Here is a 21,128-nt window from a genome sequence, read left to right as displayed (position 1 = left end):
TTGCAGTACCTACAATGTTCATCCGTAGTGAAATATGCACTTGCAAGGTTTCATTTTAACCAAAAATTATAAAGTCATGGAAATTATTTTAAAATCCGGTGAGAAATCGAACATCGATCAGCAGCTGATCGACGATTTCGGCGCAAAGTTGGGAGGAGCGGTAATAACTCCTGCTGATACCAATTACAATGAAGTTCGACAAATCTGGAACGGCATGCACGACAAAAAACCTGCGCTGATAGCCCAGTGTTCGGGAGTGGCCGATGTGATGGCCTCGGTAAACTTTGCGCGCGCGAGCGACATTCTGTTTTCGGTACGCGGTGGAGGTCATAATGTGGGCGGCAGTGCTTCAAACGATGGCGGATTAATGATCGATCTTTCGCAAATGAAAGGCATTCGTCTGAATACGGAAAAAGGGACCGTTCATGCACAGGGAGGTGCAACCCTTGCCGATCTTGACCGCGAAACTCAAGTATTGAATATGGCGGTGCCGGCGGGTGTGGTATCAACAACGGGTATTGCCGGATTAACATTGGGCGGCGGCCTGGGTTGGCTGCGAAAGAAATACGGTTTAAGCATCGATAACCTGGTGTCGGTAGACGTAGTAACTGCCGACGGGAACTTTTTAACCGCCTGCGAAAAAGAATATTCTGATTTATTTTGGGCCGTTCGCGGCGGTGGTGGAAATTTTGGTATTGTGACGTCTTTTGAATATCGCATGTATCCCGTGGGCCCGATGGTAACACTGGCCGCTCCTTTTTATCCTGCTGAAGAAGCAAAAAAGATCCTTCCCGTGTGGCGTGAATTTATCGAATCTTCGCCTGATGAAATTTCAGGAAGTGCCATGTTCTGGACGATTCCTCCGGCACCTGATTTTCCGGAAGAAACACATGGAAGAAGAGTGCTGATTCTGGCAACGGTGCATTGCGGAGAAGTGGATGAAGGAGAAAAGCTATTGCAGCCATTACGGGAAATTAGTACTCCACTCGTGGATTTAAGCACCCCAATTCCGTGGACGATGCTACAAGGTATGTTTGATCCGTTCTTCCCTAAAGCTGCCCAGCATTACTATTTTAAATCAACCTATTTAAAAGAGCTTAACGATGAAACGGTTGATGCACTGTTTGACCAGGCGGTAAATCCACCTCAGCCAATGATACTGATCGCTATTTGGCATTATGGAGGAGCAATGTCGCGTATAAAGGATACGGCAACTGCATTTACCGGAAGAAAAAACAAATACCTGTTTAGCATTGATGCCTGCTGGGCCGATGCGAGTGCTGATGATGAAGTACTGGCTTATGCCCGGGGATTCCTGAAACATATGCAGAAATCGTCACCAGGTGGTTTGTATGTAAACTTTGCCGGTCTGGGCGAAGAAGGTGTCGACCTGGTAAAATCGGCCTACGGAAAAAATTACGAGCGCCTGTCGGTGATTAAAAAGAAATACGATCCGGGCAATTTATTCCGTATTAACCAAAATATTAAACCGGTGGAATAAGGAGTAAAACTTTGAGTAAAACTTTGGTGACAAGTCCTGACTTGTCCTGATCTTATTCGGGAAGGTTGACTGGCAGACATCAGACAGACAGATGAAGGATTTGTAATTCCTACAAGCGAGATTGTAAACACTACAACCTTCATTATCCCAGGAACATAATAATCAGCAAAATCCAGAACAGTATTAAAAAGAATGACTATGAAAACTTTTCAACTTTTCTTGATCCCTTTATTGTTTCTCGTTTTCTCGGGTTGTAGAATGGGAAAAAAGGAAAATAAACAATTAAGCTATACTACGATAACATGTAATGCGATGCCTGTTACCGATGATGACGACTGGTACAGCACCAACCAAAAAGCACCTCTGTTTGATGATCTTGGTAATCATTCGTTTCCGGTAAGTACCGAAAACAAGCTGGTTCAGAAATATATTGATCAGGGATTGATTTTGGCCTATGCTTTTAATCATGCTGAAGCGGCGCGTTCTTTTTACTATGCCGCGAAACTCGATCCTGATTGTGCCATGGCCTACTGGGGTTATGCTTATGTGCTGGGGCCAAATTATAACACGGCGGGTTACATGGAAAGCACAAACTACCCGCCGGCTTATGATGCCATACAAAAAGCGGTTGCACTGGCTGATCATGTTACGCCAAAAGAACGAGCACTAATTCTGGCTATGGCTGAACGTTATACCAAAGACGTACCCAGAGACAGAGCTCCTCTGGATAAAGCTTTTGCCGAGGCAATGAAAACGGTATTCGAAGCTTTCCCCAACGATGCAGATATCGGAACGATGTATGCCGAAGCGTTAATGAATATACACCCCTGGGATCTTTATACCCCTGACGGAACACCACAACCCTGGACACCGGAAATCGAGGAAGTATTGGAAAAGATTATAGCCCAGAATCCACTGCATCCGGGAGCTCATCACTTGTACATTCATGCAGTCGAGTCCTCAAATACTCCGGAAAGAGGTATTCCTTCTGCTCATGTATTCGACAACGGGCTTGTACCCGGAGCAGGACATTTAGTGCATATGCCTTCGCATATTTATATCCGCACCGGTCACTATCATAAAGGAACTTTTGCAAATATAAATGCCGTTGCAGCCGACAGCTCATACACCACTGCCTGTCATGCGCAGGGCGTGTATCCACTAACATATTATCCGCACAATTATCATTTTATGGCAGCCACAGCTACACTGGAAGGGAACAGTTACTGGGGAATTCTGGCATCCGAAAAATTAGGCGAAATGATTAGTATACAGTTGATGAAGGAACCCGGCTGGGGAACACTTCAGCATTTTTACACTATCCCGTACTATGTGTACGTAAAATTCGGGAAGTGGGATAAAATTCTTGCTTTACCCGATGAAACGCCTTCATTAAGTTATCCTTCTGCAGTTCGTTCTTATGCCCGGGGAATGGCATTTCTGGCAAAACAAGATGTTGACGGAGCGCAAAAGGAACTTGACAATCTTGAAATTTTAGCGCAGGACGAAAGTTTGAAAGACCTGACCATTTGGGATATTAACTCAACTTACGAGTTGGTTCAGATAGCGCATCATGTTTTGAAAGCTGAGATTATGGCTACGCAAAAAGATTATTCGCAATCGGTTAAATTACTAACCGAAGCCATAACAGTAGAAGATGCATTAAACTACAATGAACCTCCTGATTGGTTTTTCTCGGTACGCCATCATTTGGGAGCTGTTCAAATTGAAGCTCAAAACTATCAGGATGCCATTAAAACTTATCGGGAAGACCTTGCCAATTTTCCACGAAATGGTTGGGCTTTACACGGGTTGAAACGGGCTTACAATAAGCTTGGAAACAGTGATAAAGTTGCTGAAATCGATCAACAACTAACGAAAATATGGGCAACTGCAGATATTACAATCAACAGTTCAAGGATTAAATAATCTCATTTTGGCTGATTGAATACCTTAATTATATACTGAGATGAAAACACTTTCAATTGTAACTATTTTACTTTTAGGTTTAGTGCACCTTTCCATACAAGCGCAACCCAACGATATAAAAGCCAAAATCGAAGAAGCCATGAGTGCCGGACCACCTTCGATTACTAAAAATGCCACCATTCTCGACTACTCGTCAGAACCCGACGGAAAACCAATCGTTTTGCGTGAAGGAACCAACGGGTGGACCTGTTTCCCCGACAATCCCCACATGGCCGGTTATAATCCCATGTGTGTCGACGATCAAATTATTGAGCTTTTTAGTGCTATCAAAGAAAAACGAACCCCTGATATTACCCGAACAGGCTTTGGCTATTTTTTGCAGGGAGGAGCTCCGCGCAGCAATGCAAATCCCTGGGATACCAGTCCTACTCCCGACAACGAATGGATGGAAATACAAGTGCCGCATATCGTCGTTGTCTCACCGGACAAATCAGTTATTGAAGGAATACCAACAAATTTAAACAACGGCGGCCCGTGGGTAATGTGGAGCGGAACGCCCTATGTTCATATTATGATTCCGGTACCGAAATACGTGAAGAAGTAATTATACACGTACTTCCTTTCACCGGGAAATTGGCTCAAATAAGGAAAATAATTCCAAAATAGAGAAAGGTTTAAATTGAACTATTTTGTTAAATACCTAAAGGTCAGACCTCATTCAGTTTTGGTATGACTCTTGGAAAAGATGAAACAGGGGAAAGCGACTTCTGTATTTATGATTGGTTTTGTGTTTAGGGGTTTGTAAATTATCAATCATCTTCAAAAAGCGTCCATATAGCTTTCCCCTTCTTTTTTTTCTACCAGCGTTTATTGAGACCCTCCCAACAATTTGGCATTCCGCCGTGGAGAAACAATAATATTTCACTTACGGAGTGGTGATTTAACTTTGCTAATTGCGGCGCATAGATCTTCCCTGCCCTGATATGCTTTGGCTGATGCGCCTTTTCCGGTTTACCTTTTACCCCCGGATTTCTCGCTCCGTCTGCCGACGGATCATTCATCCGGGGTTACCAAAATCGAATCCCTACGAGATTATTTGGTATCCTAACCAAACCACCTCTCCACTAATTTCCTTTCCCCTCCACTAAATCAGATATTCCGCTTTGTTTCTCCGTCAGCCGACGGAGGAAATGTCAGGGCAAAGCTTGTGTGTTGGCCGACAAAGGGGGTTCAGGAAGGGTGGCAGCGATAAATGATAAAACCAGAATGATAAATATGCTTTCGCTGACGGGGTGGTTGCGAGCTTACTTCTCCGTGAGTCAATGCTTCTCAGCAAACAACATTCTTCCTATAAAACAGATAGGATAACTTTTATTCGGTAATATGCGTATGAAAAGTTACGTCCATTTTCAGTTGTGGAAGAACCAGACTTTTTATTAACCAAAAATTACCAATTATGAAAAATTTCAAGAAACTGCTGTGTCTGGTTTTTTGCATCAGCTTGTGTTTTGCTTGTGCAGATTTCAATGAAGATGTTACAAACGACCTGAAAAGTGGAAAGTACGGATCCGGCAAAGATGGAGACGTTAAAATGGTGACCGTACCTTTTAAAGTGCATTACCTGGGAACTTACATGCCTCCCGGCGACAAATGTCCCGGCACCACAAATGTTATTGTACACGGTGTTGGCGAAGGAACGCATGTGGGCGTTTCAACCATCCATTTTGATTTTTGTATTCTTGGCGCAACAGCCAGTGGAGACTCTATTTTTTACGGTAATACCGATGCTTATATTATAGCCGACAATGGTGATTCGCTATTTGTCTCTATTGAAGGAGCTGTAGTTTCGCCGCCGCTGGATGATCACCCCGATTATGTGGTGAATTACTGGAGAGATGAATTTGTAATTTTAGGAGGATCCGGACGTTTTGCCGGAGCAACAGGTGGAGGATGGTCGGATGATTACAACAGTACAGAAGACAATAACTCGCACCATTACTGGGAAGGAACCATTACAATGCTTAAAGGCAAACGGTAAGAATCGGATCTTTATACCCCAATACAAAAGGCTTGACAACTTGTTAAGCCTTTTTTGTTGCAATGATTAGAGAGATTGCTTCTCCCGAATCGTAAAACTCATCGGAATCGCAATGACACGATAGTATAATGATCAGGGCAGCGGACAGAAATAAATCATGCCGGGATGAATAAGTCATTGTCCGCTTCGGGGTACTCCCCAAATAAAAAGTCATTGCTAGGGAGGAACGACCGCAGCAATCCGAATAAAAAGATTACTGATTAAGGAGGAGGATTGAGGAAGCCGCGAGTGACGAGTTGACGGAAGAATAATTCGCGCAGGAGTAGAACCATTGCCACTCCTGTCTGTCTCCTTTTTCCTGTACCATTACAGGAAATATTTCCCAAATAGAGACACCCAAACAAATGTACATTTTGTTAAACACCTAAATATCAGATTTATAAAATTATGGTATTGGCTTTGCTAACTTCAGCCAGGGGAAAGCGACTTCTGTATTAATGATTGGTTTTGTGTTTAGGGGTTTGTAAATTATCAATCATCTTCAAAAAGCGTCCATAGAGCTTTCCCCTTCTTTTCTTCTATCTACCATCAATAATTTATAACAACCGTATTCAGGATAACTTGCAACAATAAGTCATACCGGAATAGAAAATTTTAATGTACGCTGCCGGATAAAAAATACTTATTACGTGCTTGCGAGGGAGGAACGACCACGGCAATCTCACTGTTCAGATAAACAGTTTCCTATATTCTGAAAAGTTAATGGAACAATCGATAATCGAAAGACCAGGTACCGCCTCCCCTTATCAGCAAAAAAATACTACCGAGTAACATCGAAAAATCGGTACGGGCAGCGTGCATCATTTGCCAAAATCCATCATCTGCAAGAATCGTTATTTTGGTTGTACCAATGGCAACAATCATAATAGTAATAAGCGGGAAAGCAGCATAACGTGTTAAAAACCCCAACAAAATGAACACCCCGCAAACCACCTCAAAACCTCCCACAGTATACCCCAGTAATTCAGGTGCTGGCAATCCAATGCTCTCAAAACGCCCCGCTCCGCGAATGGCAGGAAATAGATATTTCTGAAGGCCTTCGGATAGGAAAACGAGGCCAACCATCATACGTATTAAAAAAGTTGTCCGGGAATTATCGGTGTGCAAAAACTTCATAATCAACAAATTTAGCTTATTACAAGAGAAACAGTATGATAATCAATTTGTTTTGTGTTTGAAGTCAGGCTGCTATTCAATTCATCTCCCGGCCCGGGGCAGGCAGGAGAAATGAACGCATTTCAAATTGATGTTCTATAGAAGAGCGAATAGAATACCATGTACGTTTAGCTACGCTGCTATTCAATTCACATGTTTTAGAGGCAGTTCAATGGTAAAGGTACTCCCCTTGCCGGGTTCACTTTCGGCCTTAATGGTGCCACTATGTTTCTGAACAAATTCATTACACAAAATCAAACCCAGCCCGGAGCCCTTTTCGCCTTTTGTTCCTTTTTCAGAAACAATTTTATCCAATTTTAAAAGATTATCAAGCCTGTCCTTTCTCATTCCTCTTCCATTATCCTTAATGGAGATTTCGATAGTCTGAGTTGCTACTTTTGTTGAGACGCTTATTTTTCCATGATCAGCAGTAAACTTAATCGCATTTGACAACAAGTTACGAAGTACTGTTTTTATCATGGCCTTATCCACATATACCTCAATATTTTTATCGATGTCAAATTCAAGCTGAATATTTTTTTGCAATACAGCTGCATTCAACAATCCCATTACATCGCGAATAATGCTATCAATCGAGTAAAAGTCAGGGTTAAAATCGTTTATACCCTTCTGTGACCTTCCCCAAGCCAGCAAATTATCGAAAAAATGAAATGTTTGTTCTGAGGTATTTTTAACAATCGACGCATATTCAAGAAGATCTGTATAATTCTGGTTGTCTAGCTTTTCATAAAGTAATTCAGCGAATACCATCAGCGATCCCAAAGGTGTTCGTATATCATGAGAAAGGATCGATAAAAATTTATCCTTCGTTTCTAATTCATTTTTAAGGTGGCTTTCGAGATTTTTCTTTTCGGTAATATCTAAACAATAGCCACTAAATAAACTGGTATTCCCGTACAATAACTTAGAGGGATTTGACGCAGCCTGCAACCATTTTGTCTTTCCTGATTTTGTAATATAACGAAATTCAGATTTGAAAAAAGAATTTTCCCGGGTTGTTCTTTCATCTTCTGATTGCAACATTTCAATATCATCCTGATGTACCCTGCTCCAAAATGACATCGAGTCATTGAGCATTTCTTCTTTTGTTAATTCCAGAATCTCCTCGCAACTGGAACTCACATATTGAAACTCACTGGAACCATCAGGATGTAAGATATAATCGTACAACACGATAGGAACATGATCACTTATTCGGTGAAATTGTTCAGCACATTTTTTTAGATAGGGGTTTTCAGCTTCGCCTATGTTAACTTTAGTCATATTAAAAGTAATTACGACTAAACTTACGAAAAATAACTGAAATAGTCCGGTCAGCTTAAACACCGTACTATTAACCACACGTTGGAATTCGCGCGGTAGCGGTGTCATTGCGAGGAAGGAACGACCGTGGCAATCAGGCACCACCTCCCCACTGATTCCATTGCACTCCATCAGCGGTACTTCCCGATGCTGCGATCGGGACAGGCCCTTCGCCAAGGGGGAAGAAGCAGCCGCGTCCTCCTTTTTTAAAAGGAGGTGTCCCGATGCTGCGATCGGGACGGAGGATTAGCTAATCTTCTGCGTGTCACAAATCAATCCCCCTTTGATTCCCTCCCGATGCTACGATCGGGACAGGCTCTTCGCCAAGGGGACGAGGAAGCTACTCATACCTCAAGGTATGCGCCGGATTAATCCGCAGTGTTTGCAGTGTTTTATAACTAATGGTAGCCAATGCTATGGAAATGGCCACAATAAAACCAATAATAAACTCAAATACACCGAGGTGGATACGGTAGTAATAATTATGCAGCCAGTTGGTAGCTACCCAGTATATAAGCGGCCAGGCCACAAGGGTTGCCACACAAACCAGTACAACGATTTCTTTCGAAATAAGGTAAAAAATACTGTACCCGGAAGCTCCCAGCGCTTTGCGTACACCCACTTCTTTTGTTCGCTGCTCAACGGTAAACGAGGTGAGGCCGAACAATCCGAGCGCCGCAATAAAAATCCCAAGTATGGCAAACACCACCGATAGTTTGGCATTTTGCCGCTCGGATTTATACATATGCGAAAAGTCTTCATCCATAAAAAAGTAGCGCAGCGGGTTATTCGATGCAAAACGTTTCCAGCTGTCTTCTATCTGGCTAATGGCCGCTGCCGATGCATCGGTATTAAATTTTACCGATATAAACCCCCAGTTGTTGTCGTCTTCTTTAAAACGCATCACATACGGGTTTATGCGATTGTGAAGCGATTCGAAATGAAAATTATTGGAAACCCCAATAATGGGCATAAATTTTTTATCGCCTTCGTCGTTAAATACAACCACAAATCGTGCCTGGGTATAATCGTCGATACCAAACTCTTCAATGGTTTTCCGGTTTACGATACACGCGTCGTGGTCGGCCCCAAACTCACGATCGAAAAAGCGACCGTCGCTAAGCGGGATGTTGTAGGTTTTCAGGAAATCGTAATCAACATAGGCGGTTTGCATCAGGAAGGTCTGCCCATCGCGGCCTTCCAGCATATAACCGTTGTTGTTGGTGTTGTGTCCGGGAACAGCTGTCGACGCTGAAACAAACTCAACACCGGGTATTTTTAGTATTTCCTGTTTAAAAGCCTTTACCTGGTCGCCAATTGCACCGGCGCTGTTAATGACCATCAAACGATCTTTATCGAAACCAACATCTTTATTTACCATATAGGTTAATTGTCGGTACATAATAACCGTTCCTACAATAAGAATAATGGAAATAAGAAATTGAACCGACACCAGAATGCGGCGTAATTTTCCGTTTTTTGCCCCGTCGCGAAGTTTTCCGCGCAACACAGTATTGGGATTAAACGACGAGAGATAAAAGGCCGGATAAGCGCCTGCAATAAAGCCTACAAACAGGGCAAACACCAACAGTATCGGGATATAATAAAAATGCTCGAGTAGGTCAAACCGTACCTGCGTATCAAAAACATCGTTAAAGAACGGTAGCGATATAAAAACAATAACCACGGCAAGAATGAGTGCAATAAATGAAATCAGTGTTGAATCGGTAAGAAATTGCAGAATAAGCATTCCTTTTGACGAACCGCTTACCTTTTTTACCCCAATTTCTTTGGCGCGTTTGGTGGCCTGCGCAGTTGAAAGGTTCATGAAATTAATGGAGGCAATTACAATGATCAGAATGGCCACACTGCTGAAAATAACCAGGTATTTTGGATCGGTGGCAGGTTTTACTTCGTGCTCCACCTCTGGTTGCAGGTGTATTTTTGTTACCGGCTGCAGGTGAAATTCGTAACGGTTGCCCTGTGTAACAAAATCGCTCAACGAAACGCCAAACAGCTGTTGCACCCTCGGGCCAACATATTTCTCAATCATGCCCGAAAACTTTGCTTCAACATTATCGGGCGAAGTATTCGGTTTTAGCAATATGTAAGTGGAGAAACTGTGGTTTAACCACTCCTTGTCGTCCGATCTTTGGTTAGTCATAAACGAAGTGAGGATGTTGGCATTTAAATGCGTTTCCTCGGGGAAATCGGCCATTACTCCGGTTACACGGTAAGGATCCTGACCAGTATTTACACGTAACAGTTTATTGATGGGATCTTCGTCGCCAAAGATCTTTTTAGCCGTCGACTCCGACAGCACCATGGTGTTGGGTTCGTTCAGTACGGTTTTGCTATTGCCTTTCAGCAGCGGAATGGAAAACAGCTGAAAAAAGGTAGAATCCACTTCTGCAAAATCGTCAATCACGTAAGCGATATCTTCTTTTTTTACAATGGCATCGCCCCATGTGTTTAGGCGGCAAAATTTTTCCACCTCGGGAAAATCGATTGCCATTGTTGGCCCGATAACCGCCGCCGTATAAGAAGCATTTACTTCCTGCTCGCCAATTTTACCGTCGTGCGTTAAACGGTAAAGCCGGTCTTTGTTTTCGTTGTACTGATCGTAACTTAACTCGTGGATAATAAACAGCGCTATGATAATACTGCAGGCTATTCCGATGGACAGTCCTAAAATATTGATAGCAACATATCCTTTTTGTTTTTTTAATGCCCGCAGGCTGTGTTTTAATAAGTTTTTAATCATGTTTTCGATAGCTTTAGTTTTCCGGAGATGAATGAACCAGATATTTTAAAGACGCGCGAAGTTGTTGTTGGTTACAGGGTTGGCTGTTTTATTTTAGGGGATGAAGGACTGGATTGCTTTGTTGCATCGCCAATGACAGGTTTGGGTTACAGCCCCTAAAGCACCTGTCAAAAGCAGTCAGGAGTTCCGTGTAACTTTTCATTGCGCTCGCCGACAACGAATAGAGCCACAGCATAGTGGCGCACAAGCTATTCAGTTATTAATTCATTTATTATCAGCACAATTCCGGTATCTCTTAATAAATAGAGTATCTTTACAAAAGGTTTATACCATTTTTGATTTCAATCAGTCATTACCCCATTTTGCTGTTTAAATACAATATACTTCACTCCAGCAAATAATTTCTCGTTGAATTACAGATAGTCGGGCCAGCATTAATTTGCTCAGATCAAATTTACAAAGGAGAATTTATGAAAAATCTAACCTTAGGAGTGATTGGAACTTCAAGAAAACAAGACGAGAAGCGTGTGCCGATTCATCCGGATCATCTGTCGCGTTTACCAGAGAATATCAGGAAACAATTAGTCTTTGAAAAAGGATATGGTGCTCCTTTTAATATAGATGATGATTTTTTTAGAGCACAAACGGGAGGTGTTGCAACGCGTCATGAACTGTTATCTGATTTGGGTTCTGTAATTATTGCCAAACCTGTATTAGCTGATTTACAGGAAATACGTGAAGGAGGATTTATTTGGGGATATCCGCATTGCGCACAACAGGTAGATATTACCCAAACAGCCATAGACCGGAAACTTACACTAATTGCCTTTGAAGATATGTTTGTGTGGTCTCCAAATGGACAAATTGGCCGACATGCTTTTTACAAGAACAATGAAATGGCCGGCTATTGTGCCGTTATTCATGCCCTACAATTACGGGGTATCGATGGTCATTATGGCAATCAGCGCAAAGTAATAATATTTAGTTTCGGGGCTGTTAGCCGTGGCGCTATTTATGCACTTAAATCTCATGGGTTCAGAGACATTACCATTTGTATTCAAAGGCCGGACCATGAAGTTCGAGAAGAAATTTTAGACGTTCATTATGTACGCATCCGTGATGGGAAAGATGGCGAAGCCCGCATGGTAACGATAGAACACGATGGTACAGTCAGGCCTCTGTCCGATTTAATCAATGAATCTGAAATTATTATTAATGGCACCTACCAGGATACGGATAATCCTGTTGATTTTGTTACAGAAGATGAAAAAGATACCTTAAAGGCAGGAACATTAATTATTGATGTTAGCTGTGATGAAGGAATGGGATTTTATTTTGCCCGGCCAACCACCTTCAACGATCCAATTTTAAAGATTGACAACATTGACTATTATGCTGTTGATCATACACCGAGTTATCTTTGGGAAAGTGCTTCGAGGTCTATTTCTGCTGCACTGATTGTTTATTTACCAACAATTTTGGGAGGAAGTAAAAGTTGGATGGGAGATACGACCATAGAAAAGGCCATAAATATTCAAAATGGGGTGGTTAAAAAAGCATCTGTTTTAACTTTTCAGAATCGTATGTCGAAATATCCTCATGAATATATAAAAGCTAAAACTTAGCATAAATTCGTTTAAGCAACTTCATTCTTTATGAATTGCTTTTATAGCCAGGCAACAGTTCTTTACCGGTCTAAAAGCCAAAACCAATATGCAGTCCCGTGCTCAAATGAACGTGTTCGAAATTGTAGCCCAGCTCCACCATTGGTCCCATGTGTATATTGCCCACCTGAAAATCGTAGGCTGTCTCAAAGTGCAGGGCAAAGTTTTTCTCTTCCCAGTCCTTGCCTTCGAAAGCAATACCGGGCGTTAGTGCAAAATGAAGTCGGTCGACAGGCGTATAACTACCAACAACGCCAATTGTATTGTGCGTGTGCTCGTCGAAAATACGTTCATAGGCCAGCCCCACACCAAAATTCGAATGACCAATATTTCTTACCACATGCAAATGCAGGCCATAGCTCAATTCCTCTTCACCAAAAAAATAGACGAGTGAATTTCCAAATCCTATTTCGGTTTTGTGTCCGTGCGTGTGGTCGTGGTGTTCATGATCATCATGATCGTTATGTTCCTGGGCATTAACATTTAAAACAAAAAATACGGCGATGATGCCGATTAACAAAGTGATATATCTTTTTTTCATTGTCAATTTTATCTTCCTATTTAAACGGTCTCAATCCAACGTATAATATTGAAAAAAGTTGAATCGCTGCTTCATTTTTACAAAAACATCTATCTTTACGTCTGTAAAATTAATGCATGTTAAGAATTAATTTGGATTCCGTGAAGTAAATAACCTTTGGCAATTGGCCTTTGGTTATCCATATGTAAATCGCTGACAGTTTCCTGTCAGTGGTATTTTTTGTATCTTTTTATTAGAAACCGCCTAAAACCTAAAAGCATTACACAACGTGGTTTTTGGGCACAATATTTTAAAAAATGAGTAAGGATAATTCATCTATACACGAATTCGATTTAAATTTAATTTGCGAATATTTTTCACACCTCGAACGCCAGGGACCGGGCAGTCCGGAAGTAACGACTAAAGCTTTGAGTTTTATCGAGGATCTTAGCGAAAATGCAAAAATTGCTGACCTGGGTTGTGGCACCGGTGGGCAAACTATGATTTTAGCGCAACATACGCCGGGGCAAATATCGGGACTCGATCTCTTCCCCACTTTTATCGACCTGTTTAATAAAAATGCTGAAGAGCTTAATTTACAGGAGCGCGTTAAAGGATTAGTTGGTTCGATGGACCAGCTGCCATTTCAGCCTGAGGAGCTGGATTTAATCTGGTCGGAAGGTGCCATTTACAACATTGGTTTTGAACGCGGCCTGCGCGAATGGAAAAAGTTTCTGAAGCCGGGAGGATATGTAGCCGTGAGTGAAGCATCGTGGTTCACCGGGGAGCGTCCCCAGGAAATCCATGATTTCTGGATGGATGCCTATCCCGGAATCGATACTATCCCGAATAAAGTAGCACAAATGCAACAAGCTGGTTATTTACCAGTGGCTTCTTTTATTTTGCCCGACAACTGCTGGATTGAGCATTTTTATATGCTACAAACTAAAGCGCAAAAAGTTTTCCTGAAAAAACATGCCGGTAATAAAACCGCTGAAGGTTTTGTTGCCAACCAACGGCGCGAAAAGAAACTGTATAACAAATACAAGGACTTTTATGGATATGTGTTTTATATTGGAAAGAAGATTTAGAAATTAAACATCAGGGTTGCCGGTTAATTTCGGTGGCCCTTTTTTTTACTAAAGAACTTTTCTCAGTTTGAAGGAAAGTTAGTACCACCAGACATTATACTTCAAATTTGGTTTTTTCAGATTTTATTACCTTGGCAACAAAATCTGTTTGCATGTTAAAAAAGTTCCGCATACCTACGTTATTATATTTTTCCTGATTGTTATTTGTGCTGTACTTACATGGCTAATCCCCGGTGGCGAGTTTGAGCGCGAAAGTGTGGTTGTTAATGGTGTTGAACGCAGTGTCATACAAACCGGATCGTTTCATAAAACCGACAGCCAGTTACAAACCTGGCAGGTTTTTTCTTCCTTTTTTGATGGCTTTTTACGCACCTCAAATATTATAGCACTTATTTTACTGATTGGTGGTTCGTTTTGGATTCTTAACGACAGCAAATCCATCGATATTGGCATCTTCACCTTTCTTAAACGTATAAAACGGTTGGAGCAAATAAAAGTGCTGGCCTTTGTTGGCGTACACAATATTGTGTTGATTTCTATAATGACGATCTTCAGTCTGTTTGGAGCAATTTTTGGCATGAGTGAAGAAACCATTGCTTTCACCATCATTTTTGTTCCGCTTGCCATATCAATGGGCTACGATTCGATTGTTGGTGTCTCCCTGTGTTTTATAGCTGCTGCCATGGGTTTTGCCGGTGCCTTTTTAAACCCGTTTACCATTGGTGTTGCGCAGGGACTTTCGCATATTCCTTTGTTTTCAGGTTTGGAATACCGCATATTGATGTGGGTAGTTATTAACTTCTTTGGCTTTGCGTTTATTCTGCGTTATGCCGCCAAAATTAAGAAAAATCCTGCAAAATCAGTTGTATACGAGGACGATGCTTACTGGCGATCGAGAAATGAAACCACAGCAGTAGAAATCGAAAAGATAAATCCCAGGGCAGCCTGGTTTGCACTGACTGTAATTTCTGTTGCTTTAATCGTTTTTTCTTTTACTATCCCCCAAAGTTCAATTGCTATTGGCAATAATATGTTTAATATTCCGGCCATTCCGGTGGCTACCGTATTTTTTATAGTAATGGGAATTTTAACACTGTGGCGCTCGGTGCAATATTTTATCTTAACCCTGCTCACCTTTACCATTGTATTCCTGGTAATTGGTGTGATGGGGCACGGCTGGTACATTAAAGAAATTGCAACTATTTTTCTTGCCATGGGAATATTTGCCGGCATTGCGGCCAACAAGTCGCCCAACAGCATTACCAAACTGTTTTTAGATGGCGCCAAAGATATTCTTCCGGCCGCATTGATTGTGGGTTTAGCCCGTGGAATAGTGGTTATTCTTGAAGACGGTCAGATTATCGATACCATATTATTCTATGTTTCCAACTCGATGCAAAGTTTTGGTGAAGTAGGAACCGTGGGAATTATGTACCTGATACAAACCATGCTGAATGTGTTTATCCCCTCCGGATCGGGACAGGCGGCATTAACCATTCCAATTATGTCGCAAATTTCTGATTTAATTGGAATTTCGCGCCAGACTACTGTTGTGATTTTTCAACTTGGAGACGGATTTACCAACATGATTACTCCCACCAGTGGCGTGTTAATTGGTGTTTTGGGAGTGGCACGTATTCCCTACGAAAAGTGGTTTAAGTGGGCTGCTTCATTTACTTTAATGCTTATTGTTATTGGCTTTCTACTGATATTGCCAACTGTTTTTATGGATTTAAATGGGTTTTAGAAAAAATCCATTTTTAGGGTATAAATTATTTGCTCGAATTAAAAAATAACTGTTTGCTCGTTCATCACAAGTTCTCCGTTCATTACATCCACATAAAAATTCCAGATTGTTTTAGACGTAATCTTCCAGCATAAACGCATTTCAATACAATCGCCCTGGCGATAAGGAATGATAATCATTTCGGGATTATCGTCGACATAAAACGCATCGGCAGTAATTACCGTTTCCTTACCTCCCCCCAATCTGAATAGCCAAATTTTCTACCAATTAACGTTTGTTTGGCTTCATCAAACGAAACATCTTCTTTCTGTGGTAAGTGAATATCAGAATACCAATGACCGTAAGTTTGATAAACTCCTTTAGCCGAAACATACATTCCTATTTTGGTATTATAAACCTCAATACCATTAAACAGCTGGTTTTCATATCGAATCATCCAGCGATTTTTGTCGTTTTCATTCTGCTGAGTCAGGGTTCCGCCATAACTTACCCATTCACTGCTAACACGTTCGGCTTTCAACTGCGAAAAATCTGCTCCCCCGTATAATTTATGATTCGCTTGAATAAACGACTCAATAATGTCCTCAACCGACTCAGTGTTATTTATTTTTTCGGTAAAAAGCTCACTTCCCCAGTGAATACCATTTTTTCTGTCGAGAAAGCCAAAAGAGTCAACCTCGAAATACATTTTGAAATCCGATTGAAAATCAACAAACAAATCGTTACGTTCTGCATCAGATAAAATACAGTACCTGCTTGGATATTCGGGATCTGAAAATTCCATATTATCATCATTACAGGCCGATAACATACCAAGCAATAAAACGTAAAATGGGAATAAGAATTTCATATCTTCAAGACGGAGTATAAACAGGAAAGGTTGCGTTTGGGCATAAAAAAAGCCCGCATGAGCGAGCTTTCTTGTCTTTTATGCTGAGCGGACTATTCTTCAATAGCAATTGCCTCAACCGGACAAACTTCTGCGCATGATCCACAGTCAGTGCAAAGCTCTGCATCGATGGTATAGATATCACCTTCCGCAATAGCGTCAACTGGGCACTCATCGATACAAGTACCGCATGCAATACATTCATCTGAAATTTTGTATGCCATAGCAACGAATTTTAAAGTTAAACATTATCATTTGCAGCAAAAGTACAAAGTTTGATATAAAATCAAAGTTGAAAAAAGATTTAATTACTATGTTTTGAATAAACCACCCCATACCAACTAGTATTCAACACATTAACTCCAACACACATATTAATATTCTATTAATCTTCTTTTTCTTAATTTTGCTATTACAATTGCAAAACAATGGAATTAGCGGACATACTACTTCTTGCGCTTACTCTACTTTATTTATTACATACAACCCCAAAAATATAGTAAACACGATGTTGTCATTTACGAATTAATCGGAATAATGGTGGCGATGGCACTGAATTTACTGTTCCTTAATTAACAACACAATCTGCTCTTGCAGATTAGCTTTTTGATAGTGTTCTTCGTGCGCAAAATTCAGGAACTTCAAAATTTTAAACGCGTTGAATTTCTGAAAAAAGCGCACTTGAAAAGTTTCCAGGCGCGAACAATTCTTATTTAAATCATCAAGTTCTACGCTAAACTGATCAATATCAAGAAATTCCTTTATCGGCTTATTTAAAGCATTCATAAACTCCGAATACTCGTCCTGCTGAATTTTAAACAGTCGGTCTTTCTGAACGAAAAACTCTTGCAAGTTTTTAAAGGCCTCAAAATTATATGTAAGAGTCAGGTCCTCCTCCCTTTCATCCATTTTTGCAAAATGGGGCCGGTACCAAAAGGAACGCGATTAGAAAGGCGTGCCGAAGGATAAACTTTTGTTGACGTAATTTCTCCAACCTTACCCATTTGCACCAGGTTTTGCAAAAAGTAAAAATCTTCACCTGCCTGCCTTCTGTTCATTCCTCCGCGTTTTACGTATGCTTCGGCGGTAACGGCAAATGCCGATCCGATGGTAAACAGCGAATGCGGATAACCGGAAAAATGTAGTGCCCTTTTGTAATAATCAAGGTAAAGTTCGTAAAGATCAATACCCTCGCGATGTTTTTCACCCAACTGTTGTTTTTGGTGTTCAAAGGCCAGTGTTGCTCCCACCTGTTTTGGATGTTCGTTGAAATGCTTTTCCAGCTCAACCAAATAGTTTTTTGCCAGCAGTGTATCAGCATCAAGCGACACCAGAATTCCATCTTTTCGATCGTTGGTGTTGAATCTACTGATGGCTTCATCCATCCCCTTTTTACGTGCAAGTCCGGCTCCGGCCCACTTCTTTTTCAGGTTAACCGGACCAACGGTATAAAACCGAATGCCGCTTTTTGGGTTCTCCGCTATCCATTTATCGGCCTCAGCTTTTGTTTGTGTGTTTAAGCGGATAGTGTCTGCATTAGCCACTTCTGATTGGTTGATAAGCAAAATAACTTCAACTCTACACTTCGGCAAATCACATTCATTCAGTGAGTTCAATGTATTCGTCAACTCCGTTTCTCGCAAACACGGAATAACGACAATTATTCCCGTTGCTGCTTCCGGCAACTCATCAATGAGGATTTTGTGCTGATTCTTTTCCAGATATCTATCGGCAAACATAAGACAAAGCTAAAATAAAATGCAAAAAAAATCCGGGCGCTAACCCGGATCTCCATTTATGCTTTATACTTTATTATTCTGTTTTTGCAACGTCATATTCTTCGTTCAATGCCTTTAATACTTCGGCAGTAATATTAGTTGTCTCAGGCCCAATTAAAACATTTGCGCCATTTAAAATGTAATCGTAACCGGCTTTTTCGTTGTAACGCTCCAGGTAATCCATCATATTGTCGAGGATTTTATTATTGTTATCCTGTTGAATTTTAGCTAGTTTAGTAGACAACTCCTGATCCAGTTTCTGAATTTCCTGCTCTTTACCCAATAAACGATCGCGTTCTTGTACAGCACGTTGTTCTGTTAAAAAGCCTCCACGTTGTAATTTTTCCTGGAAAGCTGCTGCATCCTTTTCAAACGACTGACGTTTTGTTCCGTATTCAGTTGTATAAGCTTCCTGCTGATTTGTAAACTCTTCGTGCAAATCTTGCGACAAGTCGTAATTTAAAAGCACCGAATCAGCTTTTATATAAGCGATTTTCAAATCGCCACCTGTTCCGGCTGCAGCTTTTATTTCGGTTCCTTCACTTGCTCCGTTTCCAGTAAAATGCAAAACGTACAATACTGCAACTGCAACAAAAAGCACTACACTAACTACTAACGATGTTCCTTTCATCTTTTTCTAATTTTTTCTTCAATCAATTTATTTAAAATAAGTGGTGTTAAATGCACCCGTTACTTCCAATAAACTTTTAGGTTCAACTTTTAAATCCCGACAAAGATACTTTTTTAGCGGAAATGCCCTACTCTAATTAACATTTTTTTGATCTTATTAGTAATCAACAAGTTCTATAAAAAGCTGCCTAAAATCATGCTTTGCCAATGATAAACATCATTGCACGAGCGTACTTGTGCATCGTATTTTTATGCAGCAAAAATTAGTATTTACCTAAAAAATAAAATGTTGAATAAGTTAATAGCAAATATACTGCCTTACATGCCTAAAAAACTGGTTTGGGTATTCTCGAAGCGTTACATTGCCGGCGAATCGATGGAAGAAGGTTTGCTTGCCTCGAAGCTCCTCAACGAAAAAGGGATTGAAGTCACTGTCGACATTTTAGGTGAATTTATTAGTACACTTGACGAAGCAAAAAAGAACCGAGACGAATACCTGGAAGTGATAGAGCGTTTTACTTCTGAAAATGTAAAAGGCAACTTCTCGATAAAACCAACCATGTTTGGAATACTTATCGATAAAGAGGTGTGTTACAACTTCCTTCGCGAGGTTATACAGTTTGCTGCACAAAAAGATTCTTTCATTCGTATTGACATGGAAGACTCGCAATGTGTTGACATGGAACTGGATATTTTTCGCCGGTTAAGGAACGAATTTCCAAAACATGTGGGTTTAGTGCTTCAGGCTTATTTACGTCGCACCGAAAGCGATTTGATTGCACTGAACGATCTGAACAACGAAAATTACCCGATTAGCTTCAGGCTGTGTAAAGGAATTTATGTTGAACCTGAAAACATCGCTTTTAAAGAATACGACGAGGTTCGCCAGCATTTCCTGACGGATTTAAAATACATGTTTGAAAATAAAATGTATGTGGGAATTGCCACGCACGATAGATACCTGGTTGAGCAATCGATGCAAATAATTCGGGAAATGAACATCCCGAAAGATATGTACGAATTTCAGATGCTTTACGGGGTAACACCCGAATTGCGCCAATCAATTGTTAACGACGGACACCACATGCGGGTTTATGTTCCATTTGGCGAAAAATGGTTTAACTACTCAACCAGGAGATTAAAAGAGAATCCGAAAATGGCTCAACATATAATTAAGGCACTTTTTATTAGGGGTTAATTTTAGGAGTTAAACGCAAAAAGGATGGCAGTGCCATCCTTTTTTTATGCATTTTTATCTGTTAAAATAACGATTTCATTAATCGGTCGTTTAGGCACATGATGGACACTTTTTTCATCACGCCAGTATTTTATGTTACCATTCTCCGCCTCATCAATAACTACTATTTCTGTTGGTTTCCCAAGGGCAATAATCCATAACAACTCGTGCCTTTCTTCCAAACCTAACAGTTTTGCAACTTTAGCTTTGTTTACCGAACCAATCATACACCCGCCAAAACCAGCCTCAACTGCTCCCAATAAAATACTTTGCATGGCAATTCCATCATCGCAGTAATGGTTATCAGCAATTTCTCTATTCTTGATAACCGCAATATAAGCAACAGGCCGCTCCCCTTCTGCCGGGCCTTTCCAGTTCGACAAATAACCGGCCCACCCCAGGTAAGGGAAGATTTTTGCACAAAGTTCGCTATTGGTAACAACTGCAAATTGTAGCGGCTGTGCATTTCGTCCACTGCCCGAAAGTCGTGCCAAATCAATCCATTTTAGTATTTGTTCCGAAGATATTTTTACTGCCTCATCAAACCGGCGATAGCTGCGATTACGGGCTATAAGTTCTTTGATCATGATTTTTTTTGATTCTTATTCCAAATCAAAAATAAAATAAAAAAGGATAAAAATGAGGCTAAAAAAGAATTGCTGACCAAACTTAACCACTAGAAAAAATAACCTCACTTTACCCTTTGGTTTTAAAACGCAATTGGCAGTGAACTATTGCTCCAACCAACTTTAATAAATGTTAAATAAAGAAAGAGTGATTAATTAAGCACTTTACATTCACT

General features: G+C 40.8%; 20 protein-coding genes. 9 read left to right on the top strand and 11 right to left on the bottom strand.

Features of this window, described 5'->3' with window-relative positions; genetic code table 11:
- Positions 1–76 precede the first annotated feature (76 nt).
- The 4 genes from G0Q07_RS07700 to G0Q07_RS07685 all read left to right on the top strand — a co-directional run bounded on the left by G0Q07_RS07700 (position 77) and on the right by G0Q07_RS07685 (position 5,468).
- Complete coding sequence (locus G0Q07_RS07700) at positions 77–1,501, top strand: FAD-binding oxidoreductase (protein WP_163345537.1); 1,425 nt, start codon at positions 77–79, stop codon at positions 1,499–1,501.
- Positions 1,502–1,699: 198 nt separating this feature from the next.
- Complete coding sequence (locus tag G0Q07_RS07695) at positions 1,700–3,430, top strand: tetratricopeptide repeat protein (RefSeq protein ID WP_163345536.1); 1,731 nt, start codon at positions 1,700–1,702, stop codon at positions 3,428–3,430.
- A gap of 40 nt (positions 3,431–3,470) precedes the next feature.
- Positions 3,471–4,034, top strand: a complete 564-nt coding sequence (locus tag G0Q07_RS07690) for a hypothetical protein (RefSeq protein WP_163345535.1) — start codon at positions 3,471–3,473, stop codon at positions 4,032–4,034.
- 852 nt (positions 4,035–4,886) lie between these two features.
- The gene (locus G0Q07_RS07685) at positions 4,887–5,468 is read left to right on the top strand and encodes a hypothetical protein (protein ID WP_163345534.1); all 582 of its coding nucleotides are present in this window, start codon (positions 4,887–4,889) and stop codon (positions 5,466–5,468) included.
- A gap of 759 nt (positions 5,469–6,227) precedes the next feature.
- On the opposite strand, the gene G0Q07_RS07680 is transcribed toward G0Q07_RS07685, so the two are convergent.
- From G0Q07_RS07680 to G0Q07_RS07670, 3 genes are all read right to left on the bottom strand, one after another.
- Positions 6,228–6,644 (bottom strand): DoxX family protein, encoded by a 417-nt coding sequence (locus tag G0Q07_RS07680; protein ID WP_246223005.1) that lies wholly within the window; start codon positions 6,642–6,644, stop codon positions 6,228–6,230.
- 183 nt (positions 6,645–6,827) lie between these two features.
- Entirely contained in the window at positions 6,828–8,138 is a 1,311-nt protein-coding gene (locus G0Q07_RS07675) for a PAS domain-containing sensor histidine kinase (protein ID WP_163345533.1), read from the bottom strand.
- A 208-nt stretch (positions 8,139–8,346) separates the two neighbouring features.
- Positions 8,347–10,770 carry an ABC transporter permease gene (locus tag G0Q07_RS07670; protein WP_163345532.1) on the bottom strand — a complete coding sequence of 808 codons (2,424 nt, stop codon included), beginning with the start codon at positions 10,768–10,770 and terminating at the stop codon, positions 8,347–8,349.
- A 27-nt stretch (positions 10,771–10,797) separates the two neighbouring features.
- Here G0Q07_RS07670 and G0Q07_RS21035 point away from each other — a divergent pair, with 27 nt between their 5' ends.
- Together G0Q07_RS21035 and G0Q07_RS07665 are read left to right on the top strand one after the other, a co-directional pair.
- Positions 10,798–10,929 (top strand): hypothetical protein, encoded by a 132-nt coding sequence (locus G0Q07_RS21035; protein ID WP_262887997.1) that lies wholly within the window; start codon positions 10,798–10,800, stop codon positions 10,927–10,929.
- A 311-nt stretch (positions 10,930–11,240) separates the two neighbouring features.
- A complete protein-coding gene (locus G0Q07_RS07665; protein ID WP_163345531.1) occupies positions 11,241–12,395 on the top strand; it encodes a N(5)-(carboxyethyl)ornithine synthase in 1,155 nt (384 codons plus the stop codon).
- Positions 12,396–12,465: 70 nt separating this feature from the next.
- Here the strand turns inward: G0Q07_RS07665 and G0Q07_RS07660 are convergent, their stop codons facing one another.
- Positions 12,466–12,975, bottom strand: a complete 510-nt coding sequence (locus tag G0Q07_RS07660; RefSeq protein WP_163345530.1) for a hypothetical protein — start codon at positions 12,973–12,975, stop codon at positions 12,466–12,468.
- A 296-nt stretch (positions 12,976–13,271) separates the two neighbouring features.
- Here G0Q07_RS07660 and G0Q07_RS07655 point away from each other — a divergent pair, with 296 nt between their 5' ends.
- Positions 13,272–14,045: a class I SAM-dependent methyltransferase gene (locus G0Q07_RS07655; protein WP_163345529.1), complete on the top strand. Its 774-nt coding sequence runs from the start codon at positions 13,272–13,274 to the stop codon at positions 14,043–14,045.
- Between the two features lie 148 nt (positions 14,046–14,193).
- A complete protein-coding gene (locus G0Q07_RS07650) occupies positions 14,194–15,792 on the top strand; it encodes a YfcC family protein (RefSeq protein ID WP_163345528.1) in 1,599 nt (532 codons plus the stop codon).
- A 38-nt stretch (positions 15,793–15,830) separates the two neighbouring features.
- Here the strand turns inward: G0Q07_RS07650 and G0Q07_RS07645 are convergent, their stop codons facing one another.
- The 6 genes from G0Q07_RS07645 to G0Q07_RS07620 all read right to left on the bottom strand — a co-directional run bounded on the left by G0Q07_RS07645 (position 15,831) and on the right by G0Q07_RS07620 (position 19,090).
- Positions 15,831–16,034: a hypothetical protein gene (locus G0Q07_RS07645; protein WP_163345527.1), complete on the bottom strand. Its 204-nt coding sequence runs from the start codon at positions 16,032–16,034 to the stop codon at positions 15,831–15,833.
- Positions 16,010–16,642 carry a hypothetical protein gene (locus G0Q07_RS07640; RefSeq protein WP_163345526.1) on the bottom strand — a complete coding sequence of 211 codons (633 nt, stop codon included), beginning with the start codon at positions 16,640–16,642 and terminating at the stop codon, positions 16,010–16,012. The genes G0Q07_RS07645 and G0Q07_RS07640 overlap by 25 nt, the downstream gene beginning before the upstream one ends.
- 92 nt (positions 16,643–16,734) lie before the next feature.
- Entirely contained in the window at positions 16,735–16,905 is a 171-nt protein-coding gene (locus tag G0Q07_RS07635) for a DUF362 domain-containing protein (protein ID WP_082063502.1), read from the bottom strand.
- A 334-nt stretch (positions 16,906–17,239) separates the two neighbouring features.
- Positions 17,240–17,590, bottom strand: coding sequence for a hypothetical protein (locus tag G0Q07_RS07630; protein ID WP_163345525.1), 351 nt, complete (start codon positions 17,588–17,590; stop codon positions 17,240–17,242).
- The gene (locus G0Q07_RS07625) at positions 17,566–18,420 is read right to left on the bottom strand and encodes a glycosyltransferase (protein WP_163345524.1); all 855 of its coding nucleotides are present in this window, start codon (positions 18,418–18,420) and stop codon (positions 17,566–17,568) included. Before G0Q07_RS07625 ends, G0Q07_RS07630 begins: the two co-directional genes overlap by 25 nt.
- Before the next feature lie 73 nt (positions 18,421–18,493).
- On the bottom strand, positions 18,494–19,090 hold the full coding sequence (locus G0Q07_RS07620) for an OmpH family outer membrane protein (protein WP_163345523.1): 597 nt from the start codon (positions 19,088–19,090) through the stop codon (positions 18,494–18,496).
- Between the two features lie 285 nt (positions 19,091–19,375).
- Between G0Q07_RS07620 and G0Q07_RS07615 the strand changes: the two genes are divergently transcribed.
- Positions 19,376–20,287, top strand: a complete 912-nt coding sequence (locus G0Q07_RS07615; RefSeq protein ID WP_163345522.1) for a proline dehydrogenase family protein — start codon at positions 19,376–19,378, stop codon at positions 20,285–20,287.
- 44 nt (positions 20,288–20,331) lie between these two features.
- Here G0Q07_RS07615 and G0Q07_RS07610 read toward each other — a convergent pair whose 3' ends face one another.
- The gene (locus tag G0Q07_RS07610; protein ID WP_163345521.1) at positions 20,332–20,913 is read right to left on the bottom strand and encodes a nitroreductase family protein; all 582 of its coding nucleotides are present in this window, start codon (positions 20,911–20,913) and stop codon (positions 20,332–20,334) included.
- Between the last annotated feature and the right edge of the window lie 215 nt (positions 20,914–21,128).

The organism is Draconibacterium halophilum, from assembly GCF_010448835.1.
Lineage (GTDB): Bacteria > Bacteroidota > Bacteroidia > Bacteroidales > Prolixibacteraceae > Draconibacterium > Draconibacterium halophilum.
Note: the sequence above shows the minus strand (reverse complement) of the source record. Positions and strands in the feature narration are given on the sequence as shown.